A 20,759-nucleotide genomic window follows, 5' to 3' on the forward strand; every position below is an offset into this window, starting at 1 on the left:
GCCAATGGCGCTGCCGGGCTTTTGCTTGCTGACTGATCAGGCTCCTGCGGGAGCCTTGCGCGTATCTGGAGAATTCCTTGCCCGCCTCAACCAACCGCCCCCACCGACTGCTGAAACGCCGCCAGCTCCTTCAGGCCATGGCCATCGGCGGACTGGCCCTCGGCTATGGCTTGCCACTGCGCGCAGAACCGCTGCAGCGCGTGGTCGCCATCAACTGGGCCGCAGCCGAAACCCTGCTGACCCTCGGTGTGGAGCCACTGGCCATTTCCGATGTCGGCTACTACCGACGGCGCATGCCCCCACCACCCCTGCCGCAGACCGTGCGTGACATCGGCCCCTACTGGGAACCCAACCTCGAATTGCTGCATCAGTTGAACCCACAACTGATCCTCAGCGACGCCCTGCCCAACAGCGTGTTACGCGCGCTCGGTGATATCGCACCAACCGAGGTGGTAAACGTCTTTCCCACAGACAGGGGGGTCTGGAACAGCGCCAGCGCCTTCATGCGCCAAATAGCCGAGCGCCTGCACCTGAGTGATCGCGCCGACGTTTATCTGCAAGCCGCAGAGCAACGCCTGGAAGTGCTACGCGCTCGTTTGGCGCTACGCCCGCAGCCCGCGTTGTACATCGCCGTACTCAATCAGGACGGCCGCCACGCCACGGTCTACGGCCAGCACAGCATGGCCCAAGACGTGCTCCAGCGGCTGGGGCTGCACAACGCCTGGAGTGGCCCGAGCAATGCCATGGGCTTCAGCCTCACCGGTATCGAGCGCCTCAGCGAACAACCCGATGCCCATCTGCTGTACATCGAAATCCCCACTACCTCGGCGCGCCTGCAGAGCCTGCGTCAGCCCAATGCCCTGTGGAACAACCTGCCGGCGGTACGCCGCGGTCAAACTCAGCCTCTGGGCAAATTCTATCCGTATGGCGGCGTGGCCTCGTTCCTCAGCCTGGCCGAGCGCATTGCCGACTATCTGGACAGCCAGGAGGTCCAGCATGGCTGAGTCACTGAGCCTGCCCGTGCGGCGCGCCCAACACAGCCTGGGCTCGGCGCTGTGCACCCTGATCATTGCCACGCTGGCAGCGCTGCTGGTGTGGCGTGGTCTCAACGGCTTGCTACCGCGCGAGCTGTGGTGGCAGGCGTTATGGTCACCGGATCTGGACAGCCCCAATCAGGTACTGCTGCATTTCAGCTTCGCGCCACGCCTGCTGGTCAGCCTGATGGTCGGCGCCGCTCTGGGTCTGGCCGGCACCCTGTTCCAGCAGATCCTGCGTAACCCGCTGGCCGAGCCGGTGACCCTTGGCGTCGCCGCCGGTGCCAACCTGGCGCTGTCGGTCACCACCATCTGGGCACCGACGTTGCTGATCCATGGCCTCGAAGCCGTGACCCTGGCCGGCGCCGGGCTGGCCACCCTGGCCCTGTTCAGCTTCGCCTGGGGCCGTCATCTGTCGCCGTTGCGATTCATCCTGGCCGGCATGGTGATCAGCCTCTACTGCAACGCGCTGAACGCCCTGCTGGTGCTGTTCAACCACGACTACCTGATCGACCTGCTGCTATGGCAAGCCGGATCGATCAACCAAAGTGGCTGGGATGGGGTGCTCTACCTGGCACCACGCCTGGCCGTCGCCGCCACGCTCGCCGTGCTGCTGGTTCGCCCGCTGGCAGCGCTCGGCCTGGAAGACCAGAGCGCTGCCAGCATCGGCGTGTCGCTGCGCGCCACCCGTGGCCTCGGCCTGCTGATCGCGGTGGCACTGAGTGCCTTCGTCACCAGCGTGGTCGGCATCATCGGCTTCATCGGGCTCGCCGCGCCGGCCATCGCACGTATGACCGGCGCTCGCACCCTGCGCCAGCGGTTGCTGTGGGCGCCTCTGCTCGGCGCCGTGCTGCTGAGCCTGGTGGATCAGTGCGCACGCGAGCTGTCGCGTCTGGTCGGCGAAGTACCGGCCGGCATCCTCACTGCGGTGTTCAGCGTGCCACTGCTGCTGTGGCTGCTTGCGCGCCAGCGCAGCGGTAGTATCCAACCGCACAGAACCAGCCTGGGACAGCCTACGGCGCATCCATGGCGGCCAATCCTGCTGATTTTCGGGCTGCTGGTCGTACTGCTGATACCCGCCGTATTCCTGGCCAAAGGGCTGCAAGGCTGGCAATGGGCTGAACTCAGCGAGCTGCACTGGCGTTTGCCACGCGTGTTCGGTGCACTGGCCGCCGGCGCCATGCTGGCCATGGCCGGGCTGCTGGTGCAACGCCTGACCGGTAACCCCATGGCCAGCCCAGAAGTGCTGGGCGCCAGCTCCGGCGCGGCGCTGGGCGTACTGGTGCTGTTTCTGTTGGTGCCGCAGCCGCAAGCACTGATGCTACCGGCAGCCAGCCTGGGCGCCCTGCTGACCCTCGCAGCTCTGCTCTGGTTCGCCTGGCGCAGTGTCTTCAGCCCCGAGCGTCTGCTGCTCACCGGCGTGTGCCTGACCACCTTGTTGGGTGCGCTAAGCACTCTGTTGATGGCCAGCGGTGACCCACGCATGACGGCACTGATGAGCTGGATGACCGGCTCGACCTATCAGGTCGATGCCACTGCCGCCACGACCGCCATGACCCTGACCGTGCTGCTGGGCGCCGCTGCATTGCTGCTGGCACGCCCGCTCGATCTGCTCGGCCTGGGCAACGGTACGGCGGCAGCGCTCGGCCTGCGCCTGCGTGCCAGCCACCTGGCCATCCTGCTGTTGGCTGCCCTGCTCACCGCCGCCTCCACCCTGATGGTCGGCCCTCTGAGCTTCGTCGGTCTGATCGCACCGCATATCGCCCGCCACCTCGGCGTGCGCCGTGCGCTGCCGCAGCTGTTGCTGAGCGCGGGTGCCGGCGCGCTGATCATGCTGCTGGCCGACTGGCTGGGACGCAACCTGGCCTATCCCTGGCCGGTTTCCGCCGGATTGCTGGCCGCCTTCATCGGCTGCCCATACTTCCTTTGGCTGATGCAGCGCGAACGCCGCGGCTAGCGCATCGTCGACGGCTGGTGCGCGCAGCGCACCCTACGGAATGGCGTTACCCCCGACGCTCGTAGGGTGCGCCATGCGCACCCGCTTCTCGTCGACCGATACGCCCTACCAGCAGCGCCGCAGAAACGCTGCCGCCTGCGCGTAGTAATCCAGCACCTCCGGCACCAGCCCGGCCATGCGCAGGAAGTCATGGGTCATGCCACGGCATAGCCGACTCTCTACGACCACACCCTGCTCGCGCAGATGCTCGGCATAGGCCAGGCCCTCGTCCAGCAAGGGGTCGAACTCGGCGATCAGCAGCAGCGCCGGCGCACTGCCACGCAATTGTCCCTCCGCCAGCAACGGCGAGCAACGCCAGCGGCAACTCGACACCACGCGGCAAGGCCACACCGACACGTACTTCAGGGCCGATGCCGAACGCAATCAGACGCTGGGCCAGACGGTTGGAGTCCAGTTCCAGACGATGACGGTCAAGTGGTCGCCCTCGAACATCTCCAGCGAGAAGTCCTCGGCGGTTTCGTCCTGCCAGGCTGCCAGCGCATCCACCGACACCCGATCCGCCTTGCCACCCAGCACATGGATCGGGCAACCGAGCAGCGCACGCCGGTAGTAGCGATAACGGCCACAGAGGAGAAAATCGGCGCGCAGCACCGGCAGGGTCAGACTGAGCATTTCCGCATCGTCAAATACGGCTGCAGGGGTTCCCCCCAGGGATCGAAGACGCAGCAGCAACTGCTCATCGCTCTGCTCCTGCGCCAGTTCGAGGTGAGCCTCGCGGCGCGACGGCGCTGGTGCTGCCGAGGCAAACAGTGCCTGCGGAGAAGGCATGCCGAGCTGGCGCAACGCATGGGCCAACTCGAAAGCCAGCAGGCCACCGAGACTATGGCCAAACAGTGCATAGGGCTGCCGGAGCGACTCGCTCAGCTCAGCCGCGAGCTGATTGGCCAGCGCCTGCATATCGGTCTGCAGGGGTTCATTGAAGCGCCGACCACGCCCAGGCAACTCCAGCGGCAACACCTCGACCCAAGCCGGCAGTGAACGACGCCAACGCGCATAAGCCATCGCGCTGGCACCGGAATATGGCAGGCAGTACAGGTGCAGGCGGCTCACTGCTCCGCTGCCTCGCCGCTCATCGCCTGACGCAAGCTCAGTGGGCGCATGTCGACCCACTCCCGCTCGACGTAGGCCAGGCACTCCGCCTTGCTGCCACGCTGCTGCGTCTCACGCCAGCCGGCGGGCACAGCCTTGTCGGCAGGCCACAGGGAATACTGCAGCTCGTGATTGACGAGAACCTTGAATGTCGCGTCGTCGCGATCGAATGCCATCTCTGCCTCCTTCTCGCCCGGGTTGGGCGGCTTTCCGATGAAGACGAAGGAGAAAAGCTAATAGTTAGGATTAACTTATGAGATTAATTATCATAAGCGCCGTTTGAGGATATTCTCATCCGACTGAACGTTTTGATCCTGGATCGGGTCAGAGGCCACGTATGATTTGATAATAATTATCAACTACATTAGATTTGGCCACCTCGATACCGGCGCAGGAACCGCCAGGCAGGGCTAAAAGACCCGCGCAATGGATTCGCGCCAGATCTACCCCATGTGGACGCCCATCACGCTCTGGCCGCATAGGAAACATCTCATGCCCAAGACGCTCCCTACTCAGCAGCATCTGGCCCTGCACGACCTGTTCGTCACCCGCAGGCAGACCTTCATCAACGCAGCAGCGCGCATCCTCGGTTGCCGCAGCCACGCCGAAGATGTGGTGCACGACGCCTATATCAAGCTCAGCGCCGCAAGCAGGGTGCCTAACATCCAGTCGCAAAGCAGTTACCTGTTACGCGTGGTGCGTAACCTGGCGATCGACCTCTATCGCCGTCAGGCTCTGGAGAAACGCTATGCCGGCAGTGAGGAAGAAGGCCTGCGTATCGCCGCCCCTGGCGCCTCGCCAGAGATAAGCCACGAGAGTCGAGAAACCTTGGAAATGCTCTCCTCGGCCTTGGCGCAAATGCCCGAGCGCACTCGCTACGCCTTCGAGATGTACAAACTGCACGGGCGTACTCAGAACGACATTGCCAAGGAACTGGGGGTTTCACCGACCCTGGTGAACTTCATGGTGCGTGATGCACTGCTGCACTGCCGGCAAGCGCTCAAGCGCATGGAAAGCAAAGCACGTTGAAACGAGCGGGAAAATAAATGACGCACCCATTGGGTAGTGGCGCACAGGCTGAGAGAGACCCAGCCAGAATGGAGCACAGTCCTCAGGGCCATATGATAGAGGGCATTGAACTTTTCTCGATTTACAACATGTACCTGAAGCCGAAAGCTGCTGCTATTCACACAGCAGCTACCCGAGAAAGTCCCAGCCTCCATTTGACTCCGCCGGCCTGCAACCTATCCGGGACTCCCAGCCTGGGCGCTCGCTGGTCATGCCTTCATCAGCACGGCCCTCAGTGCTACGTTGTACCGAGGAGCAAGCGAAAGAATACAGGCGCGGATCGAAGACATTATTCAAGAACCACTCTTCTAGCCACACACCATGCCTAAGCCAGCCAATGACTTGGCCGCCCCGCCCATAGGGGTAGATGACAGGACAGGGCAGCAAACCTGTGAGTGCCGCCACCCCACCCTGAACAAAAGCTGCCTTTAGAAGTCGTAGCGTGCGGCCACGCCCAGGGTCATTGGTGCGCCAACGTCCAGCAGGTCATCGCTCTGGTTGTTGGTGATGTACTCCTCATCGAAGAGGTTGTGCACGTAACCGCTTAGCGTCAGATCGCCAATGGGAAACTCGGCGTTCAGGTTTACCAGCGTAACGCTGTCATTAAAGCGTTTACCGGTCACGGTACTGCCACTCACGTCGAAGTTGGAAATACTTTTGCCCTGATAAACGACATCACCGCCAATCAAAAGACCGTTGGCGAAGGTGTAGTTAGCACCTACGTTTGCCATCTTCTTGGGCGCGTAAATGAACTCGTAGCCGCTGAGATCCACCCCATCACGCATGAAGGACTTGTACTTGGTATCGTTGTAGGCAAAACCAACATTGAGCAGCAGTTGCGAGGTCACCAGGTATTCGGCGGAGAACTCCATACCGATCATGCGGCTGTCGGCAGCGTTGGATACCTGCGTGGTGTTATCGGCAATATTGCGGAACGACACCTGCTGGTCTTTCCAGGTGGTGTGATGGAGGTTAGCGGTAGTGCGCAGACGACGATCCAGCCAGTTACCGCGCCAAGCCAGCTCGTAGGTGCTGGTGAACTCCGGATCGTAGCTATCATGACGGGCGCGACTGCGAATGTTCACACCGCCACTGCGATAGCCACGCTGCCAGGTCAGACCTATGACCTGATTTTCGGTGAGATCATGGCTGATGCCGATCTTAGGCAACAGGACGCTGGAGCTGATGTCCTCGTCTGCAACAGCGTCAGTCACAGAAACCACCCGGATCGGATAATTGATCTTGGTGTTGTTTTTCTCGTGATCCCAACGTAGCCCAGTAATCAATTGCCAATCGTCCACGAACTCCCAGTTGAGCTCGCCGAACAAGGCCTGACTTCTAATCTTGATCTCGCCTTTCTGGTTCAACAACACCGTTCCGTTGTTGACCAGCTGGTCGTCAATCTCGCCCTTGGAGCGCCCAAGATAGGCACCCATTACGCCGTCTACACGATCCGAAGCGTACCCCAGACGAAACTCCTGACTACCGAGGCTCTGCTCATGATGGCGAGGGGCAGTCTGGGTAGGGTTGACGGCGGTAGTACGATCGAAGTCGAGAATAGAGTCGTACTTGGACCAGGTACCAGAGGTGACACTGGTCAGAGTCCAGAAGTCGTCCAGACGATAATCGACTTTGGCCGTAGCGGTGTTCTGGTTCAGCGTGTTGTAGGTCTCGGTATTCTCGTAAATGCTGTAATAGTCAGGCTTACCGTTGGAAGCAGCGGTCGCATTGAGGCCGCTGCGCTGCTTGGTGCGGCTGAAGGTGAGCAGTACATCCATATCATCGGACGGCAAGATGAGGAATTTGCCGCGGATATTGGATGAGCGCAGCTGGTTGGCATCCATGTCCAGGAATTCATTTTCGATGTAACCATCAGAAGTTTGATAGTCGACAGCCAGGCGGCCCGCGACGAGACCGTCGATCAGTGTACCGTTAGCCACCGCAGAAGCCCCGCGTTCTCCGTACTTGCCGGCATTGCCTCTCAGCGAAAATTCGGGAGCAAAGGTCGGATCCTTACTCTTCATGATGATGGCGCCGGCCAGGGAGTTACGTCCTTGGGTGGTCGACTGGGCTCCACGGTAAATCTCCACCTGCTCCATGTCCCAGAGCTGCAGTGGGTTGTGAGTCAGCAGTCGATTGACTTGCAGGGCATCGTCGACATAGACCGAAACTGCGCCATTCATGGCTGCAGGCCCCTGATCATCGAATCCGCTCACCGGAATCCCGCGAATACCCCAGTTCTCGTTACCCGACTGAGCGTAAACGCCTGGAGTACGGTCCAGCACGCCCTGTAGATCCTGATCGCCATGGATGCGCATGTCTTCACTGGTCACCACCGCAACGCTGGACAGCGTTTTGTCCTGGCTGCGTTGAATCTTCTCCCCTGTTATGACCACTTCCTTGAGCTGCAGGGTTTCCTCTTTGTTGGCCTCCTCGGCTGCAAGCATTGGAGCCACGGCCATCAGGCCAGACGCGACAGCCAATGCCAGCGTGCTCTTCTTGAAATTGCTCATTTCTCCCTCAGCTCCTTCGCTTTTGCTTATTTTTGAAGCGAAACGGATGGTCGCTTCTATTCCTCCCCAAGCTTCAGCAGTAGAAGCCAGAAGCTCACAATTGCGAAATATTATCGACTGCAAGAATATTTTCAATATTTACAATTCTGATTATCATTTATGCCCTTCTGCGGGCGGAGCACCCCCTGAGGAAAGCGTTGTGTTTAAAGGCACCGTCCGACTTAAATTTTCTGGATTTGGAGCGAGCGGTTCTTCGTCTGCTAGACCTAGCAACAGGGACTGCAACTGGCAGACGACAGCTGAGAGTGGGGGCAACGCCGGCTGCGCCATCATGCCCACATGCAGACCTTGATCGGCACCTTAAGTCCCTTCACGCTGCACTGCCCGCTCCGGCTGTGGTGGGCTCAGTTCGCTTCTGGAGTTGAAGGGCTTCAGTGCACCTGACTGACAAGGCGTCAGCCACGGCCAGATCACCGAACAAACACGATCAGGACATTCCGCGTCAGGTCGCATGCGGCGAGCTTTGCTCGACAGCCTGAGTATGCTGCACACGCAGCAGCGTGGAACCCTCGCACAACGAGATGACTTGAGATGGATCTGTTACTGCTACTGGCGCGCCGTTCCTGGCGCACCCTGCTGATCGCGACCGCGACAGGCCTGGCCTGCGGGTTGGCGGCAGCCGGCCTGATCGCCAACATCAACCACTCCCTGGCTGGCTTCAGCCAGTTACGCCCAGCCGACGGTTTGCTTTTCGCCGGCTTGGTGGCACTGGTGGTAACCGCGCGTATCGTCTCCGATATCAGCCTGCTGCAGCTGGGGCAAACGGCGATCAGCGACATGCGCCTGCACCTGAGCGGCAAGCTGATCGATACGCCCTACCCACGCCTGCAACGCCTGGGCAAGCATCGTCTGCTGGCGATGCTCACCGACGATACGCAGACCATCAGCCAGGCCGTCGAGCTGGTGCCGATCCTGTTGGTCAACAGCGGCATCGTGCTGGCCTGTCTGGGTTACCTGGGCTGGCTCAGCCTGCCGCTGCTGGGGCTTACCGCAGCGCTGATCCTGCTCGGCGCGGCCAGCTTCCACTGGCCGCAGCGCAAGGCCCTGACCTCGATCAGCAAGGCCCGCGAGCTGAAGGATCAGCTCTTCGACCAATACCGCCTGCTCACCGACGGGAGCAAAGAGCTACAACTCAATCACTCGCGCCGCGTGCAGTTCTTCGAGCGCCTGCTCTACCCCATCAGCCAGCAATACCGCCGCGACTTCGTACGCGGCATGAGCATCTACGCGCTGGTGCTCAACTGGGGCAACGGTATCTTCTACCTGCTGATCGGTACGGTACTGTTTCTCGCGCCCCAGTTCATCGAGCTCGGCGCAACGCTGGTGACGGGTTACATCCTCACCCTGCTGTACATGATCACGCCGCTGTCGGAGCTGATGAATGCCCTGCCCACCCTGGGCCGGGCCAGTGTTTCACTGCGCAAGATTCACGCACTCGAAGGGCAGCTGGAAGTTACGGGCTCAGCGCAGGATACCCAGATGCCAGCCCGTCATGTGTCAAGGCTGAGTTGCCGTGAAGTGCGGCACACCTACTACCGCGAAGGCGAAGACGGCCGCTTCACTCTGGGCCCGTTCGACCTCAACCTGAGGGCCGGCGAGGTGACATTCATCACCGGCGGCAACGGCAGCGGCAAGACCACCCTGGCCTTGCTGCTGACCGGCCTCTATCAACCCGAGGACGGCGATCTGCAGCTCGATGACCAGGTGTCTTCGAGCACCCAGAATCACCTCTACCGCCAGCATTTCTCGGCGATCTTCACCGACTTCTGCCTGTTCGAGCACCTGCTCGACGGTGACGACCCACAACTGATGCAGCAGGCCCGCGACTACCTGGCGCACCTGCAACTGTCACACAAGGTCAACATCGAGGGCGGCCGCCTGTCCACGCTCGACCTCTCCACCGGCCAACGCAAACGCCTGGCTCTGCTGGCGGCTTACCTCGATGATCGCCCCTGCTACCTGTTCGATGAATGGGCGGCGGATCAGGATCCGGTGTTCAAGCGTTTCTTCTACACCAAGATCCTTCCCGACCTGCGCCAGCGCGGCAAACTGGTGATCGTGATCTCTCACGACGATACCTACTTTCACCAGGCCGACCGAATGATCAAGGTAGACCAGGGCAGCGTCTTGGAGGCAAGCCGGATTCAGTGCTGATAGATCAGCCGCAGATAACTCGCCTGCTCCGCCTGCGGCAGGCGATGCAGCTTCGGGCAGGACTCGCACAGCACTGGCGGCTTGTCCGGCACCGCAGCGTGCAACTGGTAGTGCAGGCAGCAATGGCGCCGCAATGGAATCCGCGCGCAGACCTCTGGGGCTGGCGAGTCGACCATCCACTGCAGGCTCCTGGGTCTCAAACGCCCCTCAGCGACCACGGCCTGCTCCAGCCAGCGATGGGCCTCGGCGAAGCCCTCACGCTCCAGGTTGGCATCGATGCGTGCAAAAGCGCCGTCCCAGATCGCGGCAAAGTTGCCCCACAACACCTTGGGTGCCAATCCACCCCAGGCAGCAATACTGCCGAACAGCGGCTCCAGGTGCTCATGCAGCAGACGCGCCCAGTAATCGTTGCGCTGTTCGACGCTGATTGAGGCCTGCGACGTTGACAGCCACAGTGCACGAGGCTGTCCAGCCTCGTGTAACAACGCGACGTCCTGCTCCCAGAAAGCGATAGCCCGCTCACAGGTCAACATCGTCGCCAAGGTGGCCGGCAACATGACACTGAGGTAGTTCATCGACCATTGGGAGGCGACGGGGGGGCGCTTGATGCCGGGATAGAGCTCGGCGAAGCGCTCGAGCATGGGATATAACACACCCGCATTAGCAAGATCGGGCAACGGCACCGATGCTTGCCCCTGACTCTCAAGCTGGATCACGCGCTGAATGGGTGGCCATGCCTGGCACAGCCAGTCCGGTAGGTCGATGGCTTGCCTCCGCCGCTGAGGGTCCAATCAATGAGAACGATTAGCGTTGATGGTATAGACGCCTCTCTATAAACTCAATCCGTTTACGCAGGGCAACCTGAGGCCTCATGCAGACACTACGCGATTTCTGGTCGCTTGCCCGGCCATTCTGGTCGTCTTCCGAGCGGCGGCCGGCCCTGCTCCTGCTATCCGGCACGATCCTGATGAATCTGTGCCTGGTCGGGGTGAACCTGCTCTATAACTTCTGGAACCTGCATTTCTACAACGCCCTGCAGGCGCTCGACTACGACGCCTTTCTGGTCGGCGGCGTGCAGTTCCTGTTCCTGCAGCTGGGTCTGGCGACGTTCACCGTGGCCGCCTTCCACTTCCAGCAGAAGCTCACCTTGCGCTGGCGCCGCTGGGCCACCGAGAACACCCTGCAACTCTGGTTGCAGCGACATCGCTACCTCAAGCTGCAACTCACTGCCCCGGAAACGGACAACCCCGACCAGCGCATCGCCGATGACATCAACCTGTTCATCACCATGTCGCTGAAACTCAGTCTGGGCCTGATGACGGCGTTGATATCGCTATTCTCCTTCCTGCACATCCTCTGGCAGGCCTCGAGCCTGGTGAAGATTCCCTTCGGCGGCGAAGAACTGGTGATCCCCGGCCTGCTGGTGTGGGCCGCACTGCTCTATTCCATCCTCGGTACCGGTGGCGCTTTCTGGCTGGGGCGCGCGTTACCTCGCCTGAACTTCATCCAGCAGCGCCGCGAAGCAGACTTTCGCTTCGCCATGATGCGCCTGCGTGAAAATGCCGAGGCCGTAGCTCAGTATCGTGGCGAAAACGAGGAGCATGCCCGCTTCAGCCAGCGCCTGGGCGCGACACTGGAAAACTTCTGGTCGCTGGTCAAGCAACAGAAAATCGTCCTCGGCTACTCCACCTTCTACATGCGTAGCGCCATGATCATTCCCATGTTCATCATGGCGCCGCAGTTCTTTGCCGGCGCCCTCCCACTGGGTCGCCTGACCCAGCTGAGTGCCGCCTTTGGCGAGGTCCATGAGGCCATGGCCTATCTGGTCAAAGTGTTCCCCGAACTTGCCGAGTGGAAATCGGTAGTGGATCGACTGATCGGCTTTCAGCGGCGCCTGGATAGCGTCGGCAGTGAGAATGACGTGCTCCTCGAGCATCAGACGGAAGGCTTCGACGTACAGAATCTGTCGCTGTGGCTGCCAAACGGCAGGCGGCTGCTCGAAGGGTTCGACCTGCACATGCAGCCTGGCGAGCGCCTGCTGATCCGGGCACCGTCCGGCTTCGGCAAGTCCACTCTGATCCGCGCTCTGACCGGCATCTGGAACCATGCCAGCGGCGTGGCGCGCTACGACCTGGGCAGCGCCCTTACCTTGGCGCAGAAACCCTACCTGCCCCTTGGCACCCTGCGCGACATGCTCTGGTATCCCTCGGCGCCGCATCCGCAAGACGATCCCCGCCTGCTGGAAGTGATGCAGCAGTGCGACCTCGACCATCTGAGCGCACGGCTGGATGAAGAGCTCGACTGGTCGCAGACCCTGAGCATCGGTGAACAACAGCGCTGCGCCTTCGTGCGTGCTCTGCTGCTACGCCCTCGGATACTGTTCCTCGATGAAAGCAGTTCGGCACTGGATGAAGAAAGCGAAAGGCGCTGCTACACACGACTGAGCCATGCCTTACCAGACGCCATCATCATCAGCGTCGGCCATCGCGCCTCGCTGGAAGCGGTGCATACCCGCACTTTGGATCTGCTGCCCGCACAACGCTCGGACCAGGAATTGGAATACGCCTGAACCGGCTCTGCGCATCTGGCTACCAGACAGGAGGCCTTTATCAATAAGCCCCGTTAGTACGGGGCTTATCTTTCACCTGGGCAAATCTCGCGTCGCCAACGCCTCAATCGCCCGGCGCATAAACGCCTGTTCACCCGCATCGAGCTTGCGGTAAAACCGCAGCAACAACCGCTCCTCTGGTGTCACCCAATCCCTATCCGGCTGCGTAACCCGCTCCGCCAGTTGCTCCCCTACAGCCGCGTTTACATCACCACTCATCTGCATACTCCGTCATTGACAGTTGTCCGCAGACCTTACCGCCATTCTGAAATATGCAACCCCGCAGCGCCTTGGCAGCCCGCCTCTCAGCGGGCAAACTGCCACCTTTCTCAAGGAAGCGGCCTAGACATGGAAATCCTGCAGCAGCTAATCGCACTACTCGACGTCAAGTACGTTCCTGTTGTCACTGCCCTCGTAACACTTGCCTCTCTCGCTCCCAAGCTGCTAGCCCCACTACTCAGTGCCTTCGAGGCCCATGACAAGCACTTCATTCGCAAACCCCTAGAGCGGTTGAAGGCGCTGCGCTCCAGTGCATCCAAGCATTCGGGGTTGACTGAGTACTTGGAAACCTCCATCGAGCTGGAAGCGTTTCGGATCGCCTCGGGCATTAGCGCCAGCCGCGCCAAGATGGAATTCTTGCTGGCCTTAAATAAGGACGGCACCTGGTCCAAGCCACAGCTGCGCAGCGTTGCACAGCATGTAGGATTTCCAGAGGGTTCAGAGGAACCTGCGATAATCATCAGTACCAGCGAAAAGGTATTCGCAGTCTGGAGCGCTGGTTTTGCAGGGCTTATTGCACTAATGGGGGCAGTTTTCTTCATTCTGCTGGCCTCGACGAATGAGATTCTCCCCTTCCTGATCGGAGCAATCGTATTCACGGGCTTCGTGGCTTTCGCGCGGTTCATCCTGAACGAGTACATCAGCTACAAACTGGCCAGCCGAGCACAAGCAGACCTCAAGCGTAGAGCAGCTAGCAGTTAAAGCGGGTCACCCACCAGCACGGCATTGCCAGTATTTCCCTCGCAATCACCCTCACCGGGGCGCCACTCTAGCGTGGCACCCTCGTCCACCAGGTCCACGTTCAGGATGCGGTCAGGCCGCACGAGCGAGGGATATCAGCTCAATACACCACGATGGCCTCGCCATAGAGGCCTAAAAGCTAATCTCCTCAAATTTTAGGAGATTTACCGCGATGACCAAGGGCAGCAACAGATCGAATACCCCCATACCGAAATTGGAAGCTCTGGACAGCTCAGATAGTCCTGAGGCGCGGCCATCGCTCTTCGACGAATCTGACAGCCCATCTTGGAAAAGCCCCGGGATCGACGTCTGGCACTGCTCAGAGCCTGATCCATGGTCGCTCCTCAACTCCTGGTTTAGACTCCTGGGCACACCAACAGCAAGGAAGCGGGAATGGCCAAGATTTCAGCAAAAGAACAACGTGCCCTTCTTTTCTTAGGCATATTCGTTGGGATACCGGTATTGGTTTTCCAGAAGATCACTGACGCCGGAGCATGGCCGTTCGTGCTTGGTGCTCTAATCGTTGGTGGTGTTTCCTATGTTTTCATCAAAAAAAGCCAGCACGCCGCGCGGATCGCTTATCTCCGCAAGAAGTACAGCGACGAATCCACCGTGCAAGCAATCCTCAAGGGGTCGATCTGGGACGGAATGAGTGAAGATCAGGTAGTAGACTCAATTGGGCGCCCCAACGCAGTGGATCAGAAGTACCTGAAAACGAAGACTCGCGAGGTCTGGAAATACTACCCGCAGGGCAAAAAACGGTACGGACTGCGCATCACCCTAGATGATGGCCAGGTGAATGGCTGGGACTCGAAGGGCTAACCTGCATTAGTCAGTCTGGTAGGGGTGCGCTCCAATATCGCCCCCAATGAGCGGGGATATTTAGGAGCATTCAGACAAAAGAAAACCGGCTCTAGTGGCCGGTTTGTCTTGGCTCCCGTCTTATCCGGGAAGATGCGGGAGCATCCGGGAGAATGTCTATGGCCCCTGCTGGAATCGAACCAGCATCTAGCCCTTAGGAGGGGATAGAACATGGTCGCCAGTGGACGACACGAACTTCATAAAACCTCTTGAATCCCTCTGAAATCCCCGTTTAATCAGGGATGTAGAGAAACGCGCTAACGAAATGAACGACACTCAGACACAAAGAATGACGTTGAACGACAGGAGAAGTAGTTGCTAGAGTAGTTACCAGTAGTGACTACCGGGGCGGCGGGAATGGCAGGAAACACACAGGACAAGCGAGTAAATGATCAGCGTCTAAGAGGCCTGAAGGACGGCGGAACGCTGACTGAGAGCCTACCAGGTCGCGGCACCGGCAGCATCCTTTTCAAGAAAGTCGGCGCAGTCACGACTGCATACTACCGCTGGAATTTGAACAAGAAGCCTGGCCAGCTGAGCATTGGCCAGTACGCCGCCACCCCAACCTCCCCCGGCCTACGCCTTTCTGACATACGATCCGAAGCCACACGACTAGCCCAAATACTGCTCGAACACGGCAATCCTAAAGACTACCTTGCCCGCCAGAAGTCAGATCAAGAAGCTGCCGAAAAAGCTGCTCAGGCCGAGTCGAACATCGGAACGTTCAGAGACCTTCTTAACAACTACACAGAAGATCTGAAGCAGCGAAAGAGAGTCAAAGCGCCGACAGTAGCGCGGATGTTTGAGATGCATGTCTGCGAGCCATTCCCGGACCTAGCCGCAAAGCCAGCACGCGAGATCACGGCTTTCGACATAGCCAAGATCATCCAGAGGGTGCTTGCTTCAAAACCACGACCAAGGGGCAAAAACAACTCAACAAATGCCCCGGTGACAAGCATGCGATCTACTGCGGATACGCTTCACACGTACCTGTGCGCAGCTTTTGAAGTAGCCAAGACGAGCGCGGTTTCGCTTGAGCGCAAGATCGAAGACCCCAAGCATTTCGGCATCGTTCACAACGTCGCAGCCACCGTTGGCGCTCTCGAAAATGTTTATCAGGGAGAGACCGAATCTCTTCAGCAGCATGAGCTTGGAGAGCTTTTGAGGCACCTGGACAAGCTCCCTGAGCGTCAGCGGTCTATTGCCCTGACCCCTATATATCTTGGCGGACAACGACTGAAGATGCTCACGGCGCTGGAATGGGGTCAAGTCTCAAACGAGGGCATCCTCCTCATCGACAAAAAAGGAAAAGGCAAGCCTCGCAAGCATTACTTGCCTTTGACTCCTCGCATCAAAGAGATTCTCGACCCACTATTGCAGATTCGCATGAGTGATTTCGGACCGTTTGCGCTCACTGAGAATCCAGTCAGCGCTGACTACCTAAGCAAATACTACAGCGATGCTGGTAAGGAGCTGAGTGATGCCGGGCTAACCAGGTACTTCAGCTGGAAAAATGTCCGCGTTTCAGCTGAGACGATGCTTGCTGGTCTCGGCGTGAACGAAGAAATACGCGGTCACCTTCTATCGCATGGCAAGAGTGGTGTCCAAGCGAAGCACTACGACCGCAACACGTACCTGAACGAAAAGACTGAGGCCCTGGAATTGTGGGGGGCATTTCTAGACGATCTGAGGGCTGGGATAGTCCGAAAAGACATGCTGATCCTGACCCTTGCTGACATACGCACTACGCCGGAAAGCTCAGATTCAGACGATGAGGACTGATCCCATCCAAAATCGTGAGTATATTTTCTACTCAACCCCTTGACATACGCAATTCTCCTTGACAGCGCCAGTTTAATCGTTATTATATCCGATATTAACTGGCCGCAGGGGGCATGATGGATGCAGTAATATCTGATCGTTTTTTGAACATGGAAGATGTAGCAAAGATACTTGGAGTATCGAAGAGGACGGTAGAAAGGATGGAGAAGCGAGGGACGCTTCCGGCAAAGACAAGGCTGAGCCACAAAACGGTGGGCTGGCGGTCTAGCAGATTTCAGGAGTTCATGAACACCCTGTAAACAGCATGCAGGAGGATCAGATGATCAGCCGCTTATAAAAAAGGCACCCTAACCAGGTGCCTTTTTCTTTGCCTGAAATTTAGCCTTTTGCGGCAATAGTCCCTGACACGCCAGCACCTACAGCTGCCCCGGCACCAGTCACGACAGCCGTGCCGACAGCCATGCCGCCGCCCCCTGCTGCTACCGCCCCTCCGCCAAGGGCAGCAAGAGACGCATTAGTCAGAGCGGCACCGGACAGCGTGCTGATCGCTGTGCCTGTGCTTGCAGCTCCAAGCATGCCTGCTGCACCAGCTGTTGCTGCGATTGCCGGTGCTGCTGCCAGTGCAACGCCCCCAGTCGCCACGGTCGCAGCTACCACTGCGACGGTCTTGCCGGGATTCTCAGAGATGGCATCAACAACATCACCTACAAGGCCACCAGCAACACCTGGCGGGCCAAAAAAGAATTCGTCTAACGCGCTGAACAGACCCATCGCACTCTCTCCTTGATTGAGACCTGCTTCACACAATAGCGGCTATGTGCCAGCAGAGGAAGCCTCTCCTTTTCCAAATCTGCACAGCTCCTCAATCTCGAAATCGTCATCGAACAACCGGCACTGACGGTAGCTATCCCTCAGGCATAGGATCGCGTGCTTCAAGCAGCCTGGGCAGATCTGCAAGCTATACCTCTCCTCTTCGACTTCCCCCTGAACGTGGCCGGCAATGGCAGGGAAGTCGCAAACCTCGCAGCGCTGGCCCCCCTGCTCTTCTTTTGTTGCCAAGCTGGGTTCAGTGGCGGGAGCAGGATCTGGCTCGCCGGAGAACGCGGCTTCGATCTCGGTTTGGCCGAGGGTGTCGAAGTCGTCGCCGAAGGTGAGCTGACCTTCCAGAAAGCCTGTGCGGTTAGGTTTTTTGTCCACCCTGCTCTCTCCTTCCAGCAGTGCCCCAGCCCAGGGCTTTTTGTGAGTCAGATTCCTTGATGTTCCATCCGCCGAGTGTGTTGAGATGTGGCCTGATTTTTGACCACTGACGCCATGTTTCGTAACCAGCCTGCCGGTGTTCTGGCTTCTCGCACCTCGGATCTGCTTTGACTAGCTCAGCTAGCGACTCTTCAATCAGCACCATAGACTCAATGATTTGCTGAGGCGTCAGATACACTTTTTTATCTACTAGCTTTTCTTTGTTGCGAAATTCAAATGTGCTGAAATACTTGATTAGCTTTGCTGTGTTTTTCGGACTTTTAAAGTGTTTGCGAATCTCTTGCTGTCGGGCCATTACTTCAGTGTACGGCACTGCAAGAACACGCTCCCTCTTTTCACCAAATACTACACGATAAAAGCAAACCGTATTCTTTAGCTCTCTTATCCACAACCATCCCTTTTCTTGACTCTCCATAACTAACCTCTTCTTATTATAATTTTTTTGCATGCCTTTATTATATCATGCAGATAACTATAAATTTCAGTACAAGGCATTTGTGTCAAAGATTTTTACAGCCTTTCGGCTAAGAAATCCAGCGGTGATTGCTTAGTAGTTATGAGGAACAATGTGTGTACACTTGTTTATATGTGTAAACAGATTGTTCCTGAAAAGGCTTTGGTTAACTGAGAAAAGTCGGGCTTGGCTGGCCTGAATTTTCAGTGATCCAGCACGCCCTCAGGGCGTGTTTTCTGAAGCCCTGGTATTGATGCATGGCTTGCAGAGCTTCCAGATCCAATCACTATCTACGTGCTCTTGAGCATTAGTGGCACCGCAAAACTGGCAAATGCCGTCAGTTGCCCGCTCTACGGCATCCGCAAGCACAACCAGATGCTCTGGCAAGCCTGCGCAGTCTATGCGCAGATAGCCGTTTGAAGGCTTAATTCCAGCTGGATGCACGCCAGACTCATTGCATGCAACAAGAAACGCATCAGCGTATTGCTGCCAACCTTCATAGAATTCACCGAGGCTGCCTGGATTTCGAACGTCCATTTACTCACTCCTCCCTTAACTAAGACCACCACTGGCATCCTTCAGCGAAGCTGGTGTTAACAAAGAGAACAGAATTCTAGTACAAGATTTGTTCTCTAGCACAAAAATACTGTTAGCAATCTGTTCTCTAGAACAAATCCCACAAATCAAATCTGTTCTCTAGAACAAATTACATTAATAAATATGTTCTCTAGAACAGAAATCAATTGGACTTTTGTTCTCTAGAACAAATTCGTCCAAATCATTTGTTCTAGAGAACAAATCAACACCAGCAAAATGTTCTCTAGAACATATCCCCCGAGAATATTTGTTCTAGCAAAAATATTTCCAATAATCAATCAAAAAATCATGGATCAATTAAAATAAGTTAATAATTAATGATATAATCATTTTAAGAGAAGAAATTCTAAGCCAGCAATGTCTATATATATTATCACTTAGCCGAAATTCTTCGGCACGCTCAATATATCTAGACGCTGGCTGCTCACACCCCTCCGGGTGTTGCGCGATTAAAAGTAAAAGCAATCAACCATAATAATAAGAAAGGTGAAACATGAAAAATAACAAGAGGGGAAAACCCGCTTTACTAGAGTCAGAGAAAAGAACAAACAAGATCTTGGTCGCGCTCAATGCCGAAGAGTATGAGCGCCTATTAGCACTCATGGATGAAAAGGGCTTCGACAGCCCTGCTGTCTTCCTGAGAGCCTCTGGCCTGCGCTCACAACTGCCAGCCAAGGTAGTGATAGAGCAAAACCGCAAAGATACTTACTCACTTCTTTCAACAGTCGTAAGAGCGCTTGATCAGGCAAAGAGCATGAATTACCCAGCATCAGAGATGTTAGGGATTCGAAATGCTGTTGCGAATATCGCTAAAAAGCTCCTAAACACAAAAGGAGATCAGGCATGATCTCCAGAAAATTCGCTAACGAGAAAGGCTCATCAAAAACACGTGTCGAATACGTATTTGGGAAAGGTCATGAACATAAGTGCGAACATGTTGAGTTTGTTGGTGGAAACGTGTTTGGCTCAACACCAGAAGACTTAACCGAGGAAATGGACGCCCCCTGCCATCTCCGCCAGGCGGCTACAGGCAAGGAATCTGGCAAGTGTCACATGCATTACATGCTAAGCCTCGCGCCAGGCGAAACCCTAAATGCTCAACAGTGGCGAGAAATTCTATTCAAAGCGATGTGTGCACTAGGCTATACAGAGGATCATAAGTTTTTTGGTGAGCTGCATCGCGATACTGACAACGAGCACATGCACATCATCGCTAATCGAATAAGCATGCGTGACTACAAGCTGCTCTCAGAAAGCAACGACTATGAAATCTTGATGAACGTGTGCAGAGAGATTGAGCAAGAATATGGCCTCCAGGTAGTACCGATGCCACACGAGACATTTGGTGTAAATCTAACTAGAGAAGAAGTCGAAGCTTCAGAAAAGTCCGGGGATGTCGCATGGAAACACAAAGTCATTGCACGTGTAGCTACGGCTCTTGAACGTACGCAAGAGCGCGGCGGCAACATGCTCGACTTCATTGCTCTACTCAGAAAAGCACAAATAGGCGTCGAACTAACTACCGACAGATCCGGCAAGCCTACTGGCATCAGCTACAAGTTCGAGGGTAAATCTATCTCCGGACGGCAGTTAAAACGATCAAGGTTTACTTGGCAAAATTTAATTAAAAGAGAGGGAATTCGCTATGACGAATCAATGCTTCAAGAATTACAGAAAGCTGTTAGAACAAGAGATGCAGAACCAGCGCAACGAGCAGGCCCGCAACCAACATCGCACAAAGGACTCTTCGTCAGCTCAGAAAGACCCAAAGTAAAGACCAAAACTTTCGCTATTGTCATACAAGCTGACAGGCTTCGACGTACGGCTATAAGCCGTATCTTGGAGCCGACATATATAAACGGCAACAAGCTCTTCTACGTCTTCGATCAACAAGAAAAACTGCGTCGCGACCAACTACAGCTCAAGATCATGAACGAGTCCGCGCTGAGAATGGCCAGAGCTGCAATGCAGCTAGTCGAAGCAATCTTGTTGATCTTCAGGTGCAAAATCGAAATCGACTACTCACCAGATGACGCTCCCGGCCCGCTCTACTCTCTTCATAAAGAACCGGAGCAGCTAAAGCCTAAGCTAGAACTATCGCCAATTTAATCCCGCCGCCCTTGAGGCGGCTTCTTATTAAATCGCTCCATTATCCTTTCTTTCTCTGCTTCTCCCTCTCTATCAATCCTTTCTACCTCTTCCGCTGTCAATCTTTTAAGTCTATCTAACTTCTCTTGTTGCGCCC

The 20,759-nt window shown here is 56.9% G+C and carries 20 protein-coding genes; 11 read left to right on the plus strand and 9 right to left on the minus strand.

Going from position 1 to position 20,759, the window contains the following annotated elements; translation table 11 throughout:
- Positions 1 to 77: 77 nt before the first annotated feature.
- The gene (locus tag ACJRW5_RS04940) at positions 78 to 1,004 is read left to right on the plus strand and encodes an ABC transporter substrate-binding protein (RefSeq protein ID WP_484569413.1); all 927 of its coding nucleotides are present in this window, start codon (positions 78 to 80) and stop codon (positions 1,002 to 1,004) included.
- Positions 997 to 2,991, plus strand: a complete 1,995-nt coding sequence (gene fhuB / locus ACJRW5_RS04945) for a Fe(3+)-hydroxamate ABC transporter permease FhuB (RefSeq protein ID WP_484569414.1) — start codon at positions 997 to 999, stop codon at positions 2,989 to 2,991. The genes ACJRW5_RS04940 and fhuB overlap by 8 nt, the downstream gene beginning before the upstream one ends.
- Before the next feature lie 105 nt (positions 2,992 to 3,096).
- Here the strand turns inward: fhuB and ACJRW5_RS04950 are convergent, their stop codons facing one another.
- Genes ACJRW5_RS04950 through ACJRW5_RS04960 form a run of 3 tightly spaced genes read right to left on the minus strand, consistent with a single transcriptional unit; the run spans position 3,097 to position 4,316 of the window.
- The gene (locus tag ACJRW5_RS04950; RefSeq protein WP_484569415.1) at positions 3,097 to 3,414 is read right to left on the minus strand and encodes an alpha/beta hydrolase fold domain-containing protein; all 318 of its coding nucleotides are present in this window, start codon (positions 3,412 to 3,414) and stop codon (positions 3,097 to 3,099) included.
- A complete protein-coding gene (locus tag ACJRW5_RS04955) occupies positions 3,415 to 4,101 on the minus strand; it encodes a thioesterase II family protein (protein ID WP_484569416.1) in 687 nt (228 codons plus the stop codon).
- On the minus strand, positions 4,098 to 4,316 hold the full coding sequence (locus ACJRW5_RS04960) for an MbtH family protein (RefSeq protein WP_484569417.1): 219 nt from the start codon (positions 4,314 to 4,316) through the stop codon (positions 4,098 to 4,100). The genes ACJRW5_RS04955 and ACJRW5_RS04960 overlap by 4 nt, the downstream gene beginning before the upstream one ends.
- Positions 4,317 to 4,632: 316 nt before the next feature.
- On the opposite strand from ACJRW5_RS04960, the gene ACJRW5_RS04965 reads away from it, so the two are divergent.
- A complete protein-coding gene (locus ACJRW5_RS04965; protein ID WP_484569418.1) occupies positions 4,633 to 5,169 on the plus strand; it encodes an RNA polymerase factor sigma-70 in 537 nt (178 codons plus the stop codon).
- Between the two features lie 467 nt (positions 5,170 to 5,636).
- On the opposite strand, the gene ACJRW5_RS04970 is transcribed toward ACJRW5_RS04965, so the two are convergent.
- Positions 5,637 to 7,721, minus strand: a complete 2,085-nt coding sequence (locus ACJRW5_RS04970; RefSeq protein ID WP_484569419.1) for a TonB-dependent receptor — start codon at positions 7,719 to 7,721, stop codon at positions 5,637 to 5,639.
- Positions 7,722 to 8,312: 591 nt separating this feature from the next.
- On the opposite strand from ACJRW5_RS04970, the gene ACJRW5_RS04975 reads away from it, so the two are divergent.
- Positions 8,313 to 9,935, plus strand: a complete 1,623-nt coding sequence (locus ACJRW5_RS04975; protein WP_484569420.1) for a cyclic peptide export ABC transporter — start codon at positions 8,313 to 8,315, stop codon at positions 9,933 to 9,935.
- Here the strand turns inward: ACJRW5_RS04975 and fhuF are convergent.
- The gene (gene fhuF, locus ACJRW5_RS04980; protein ID WP_484569421.1) at positions 9,926 to 10,576 is read right to left on the minus strand and encodes a siderophore-iron reductase FhuF; all 651 of its coding nucleotides are present in this window, start codon (positions 10,574 to 10,576) and stop codon (positions 9,926 to 9,928) included. The two genes, ACJRW5_RS04975 and fhuF, sit on opposite strands and share 10 nt — an antisense overlap.
- Positions 10,577 to 10,806: 230 nt before the next feature.
- On the opposite strand from fhuF, the gene ACJRW5_RS04985 reads away from it, so the two are divergent.
- Positions 10,807 to 12,504: an ABC transporter ATP-binding protein/permease gene (locus ACJRW5_RS04985; protein WP_484569422.1), complete on the plus strand. Its 1,698-nt coding sequence runs from the start codon at positions 10,807 to 10,809 to the stop codon at positions 12,502 to 12,504.
- A 72-nt stretch (positions 12,505 to 12,576) separates the two neighbouring features.
- On the opposite strand, the gene ACJRW5_RS04990 is transcribed toward ACJRW5_RS04985, so the two are convergent.
- A complete protein-coding gene (locus ACJRW5_RS04990; protein ID WP_484569423.1) occupies positions 12,577 to 12,762 on the minus strand; it encodes a hypothetical protein in 186 nt (61 codons plus the stop codon).
- Positions 12,763 to 12,891: 129 nt separating this feature from the next.
- Between ACJRW5_RS04990 and ACJRW5_RS04995 the strand changes: the two genes are divergently transcribed.
- The 4 genes from ACJRW5_RS04995 to ACJRW5_RS05010 all read left to right on the plus strand — a co-directional run bounded on the left by ACJRW5_RS04995 (position 12,892) and on the right by ACJRW5_RS05010 (position 16,505).
- Entirely contained in the window at positions 12,892 to 13,524 is a 633-nt protein-coding gene (locus ACJRW5_RS04995) for a hypothetical protein (RefSeq protein WP_484569424.1), read from the plus strand.
- Positions 13,525 to 13,956: 432 nt separating this feature from the next.
- Positions 13,957 to 14,385: a hypothetical protein gene (locus ACJRW5_RS05000; RefSeq protein WP_484569425.1), complete on the plus strand. Its 429-nt coding sequence runs from the start codon at positions 13,957 to 13,959 to the stop codon at positions 14,383 to 14,385.
- A gap of 396 nt (positions 14,386 to 14,781) precedes the next feature.
- On the plus strand, positions 14,782 to 16,206 hold the full coding sequence (locus ACJRW5_RS05005; RefSeq protein WP_484569426.1) for a tyrosine-type recombinase/integrase: 1,425 nt from the start codon (positions 14,782 to 14,784) through the stop codon (positions 16,204 to 16,206).
- A gap of 116 nt (positions 16,207 to 16,322) precedes the next feature.
- Positions 16,323 to 16,505, plus strand: a complete 183-nt coding sequence (locus tag ACJRW5_RS05010; protein ID WP_484569427.1) for a helix-turn-helix transcriptional regulator — start codon at positions 16,323 to 16,325, stop codon at positions 16,503 to 16,505.
- A 514-nt stretch (positions 16,506 to 17,019) separates the two neighbouring features.
- On the opposite strand, the gene ACJRW5_RS05015 is transcribed toward ACJRW5_RS05010, so the two are convergent.
- The 3 genes from ACJRW5_RS05015 to ACJRW5_RS05025 form a co-directional block, all read right to left on the minus strand.
- The gene (locus ACJRW5_RS05015; protein WP_484569428.1) at positions 17,020 to 17,403 is read right to left on the minus strand and encodes a hypothetical protein; all 384 of its coding nucleotides are present in this window, start codon (positions 17,401 to 17,403) and stop codon (positions 17,020 to 17,022) included.
- A complete protein-coding gene (locus ACJRW5_RS05020) occupies positions 17,387 to 17,878 on the minus strand; it encodes a hypothetical protein (protein WP_484569429.1) in 492 nt (163 codons plus the stop codon). Before ACJRW5_RS05020 ends, ACJRW5_RS05015 begins: the two co-directional genes overlap by 17 nt.
- Positions 17,879 to 18,139: 261 nt before the next feature.
- Positions 18,140 to 18,454: a hypothetical protein gene (locus tag ACJRW5_RS05025; RefSeq protein WP_484569430.1), complete on the minus strand. Its 315-nt coding sequence runs from the start codon at positions 18,452 to 18,454 to the stop codon at positions 18,140 to 18,142.
- 553 nt (positions 18,455 to 19,007) lie between these two features.
- On the opposite strand from ACJRW5_RS05025, the gene ACJRW5_RS05030 reads away from it, so the two are divergent.
- Both ACJRW5_RS05030 and ACJRW5_RS05035 read left to right on the plus strand, forming a co-directional pair.
- Positions 19,008 to 19,361, plus strand: coding sequence for a hypothetical protein (locus ACJRW5_RS05030; protein ID WP_484569431.1), 354 nt, complete (start codon positions 19,008 to 19,010; stop codon positions 19,359 to 19,361).
- On the plus strand, positions 19,358 to 20,623 hold the full coding sequence (locus tag ACJRW5_RS05035; protein WP_484569432.1) for a relaxase/mobilization nuclease domain-containing protein: 1,266 nt from the start codon (positions 19,358 to 19,360) through the stop codon (positions 20,621 to 20,623). Before ACJRW5_RS05030 ends, ACJRW5_RS05035 begins: the two co-directional genes overlap by 4 nt.
- Positions 20,624 to 20,759 lie beyond the last annotated feature (136 nt).

The sequence above is a fragment of the Pseudomonas pichavaramensis genome (genome assembly GCF_050473265.1).
Classification (GTDB): domain Bacteria; phylum Pseudomonadota; class Gammaproteobacteria; order Pseudomonadales; family Pseudomonadaceae; genus Aquipseudomonas.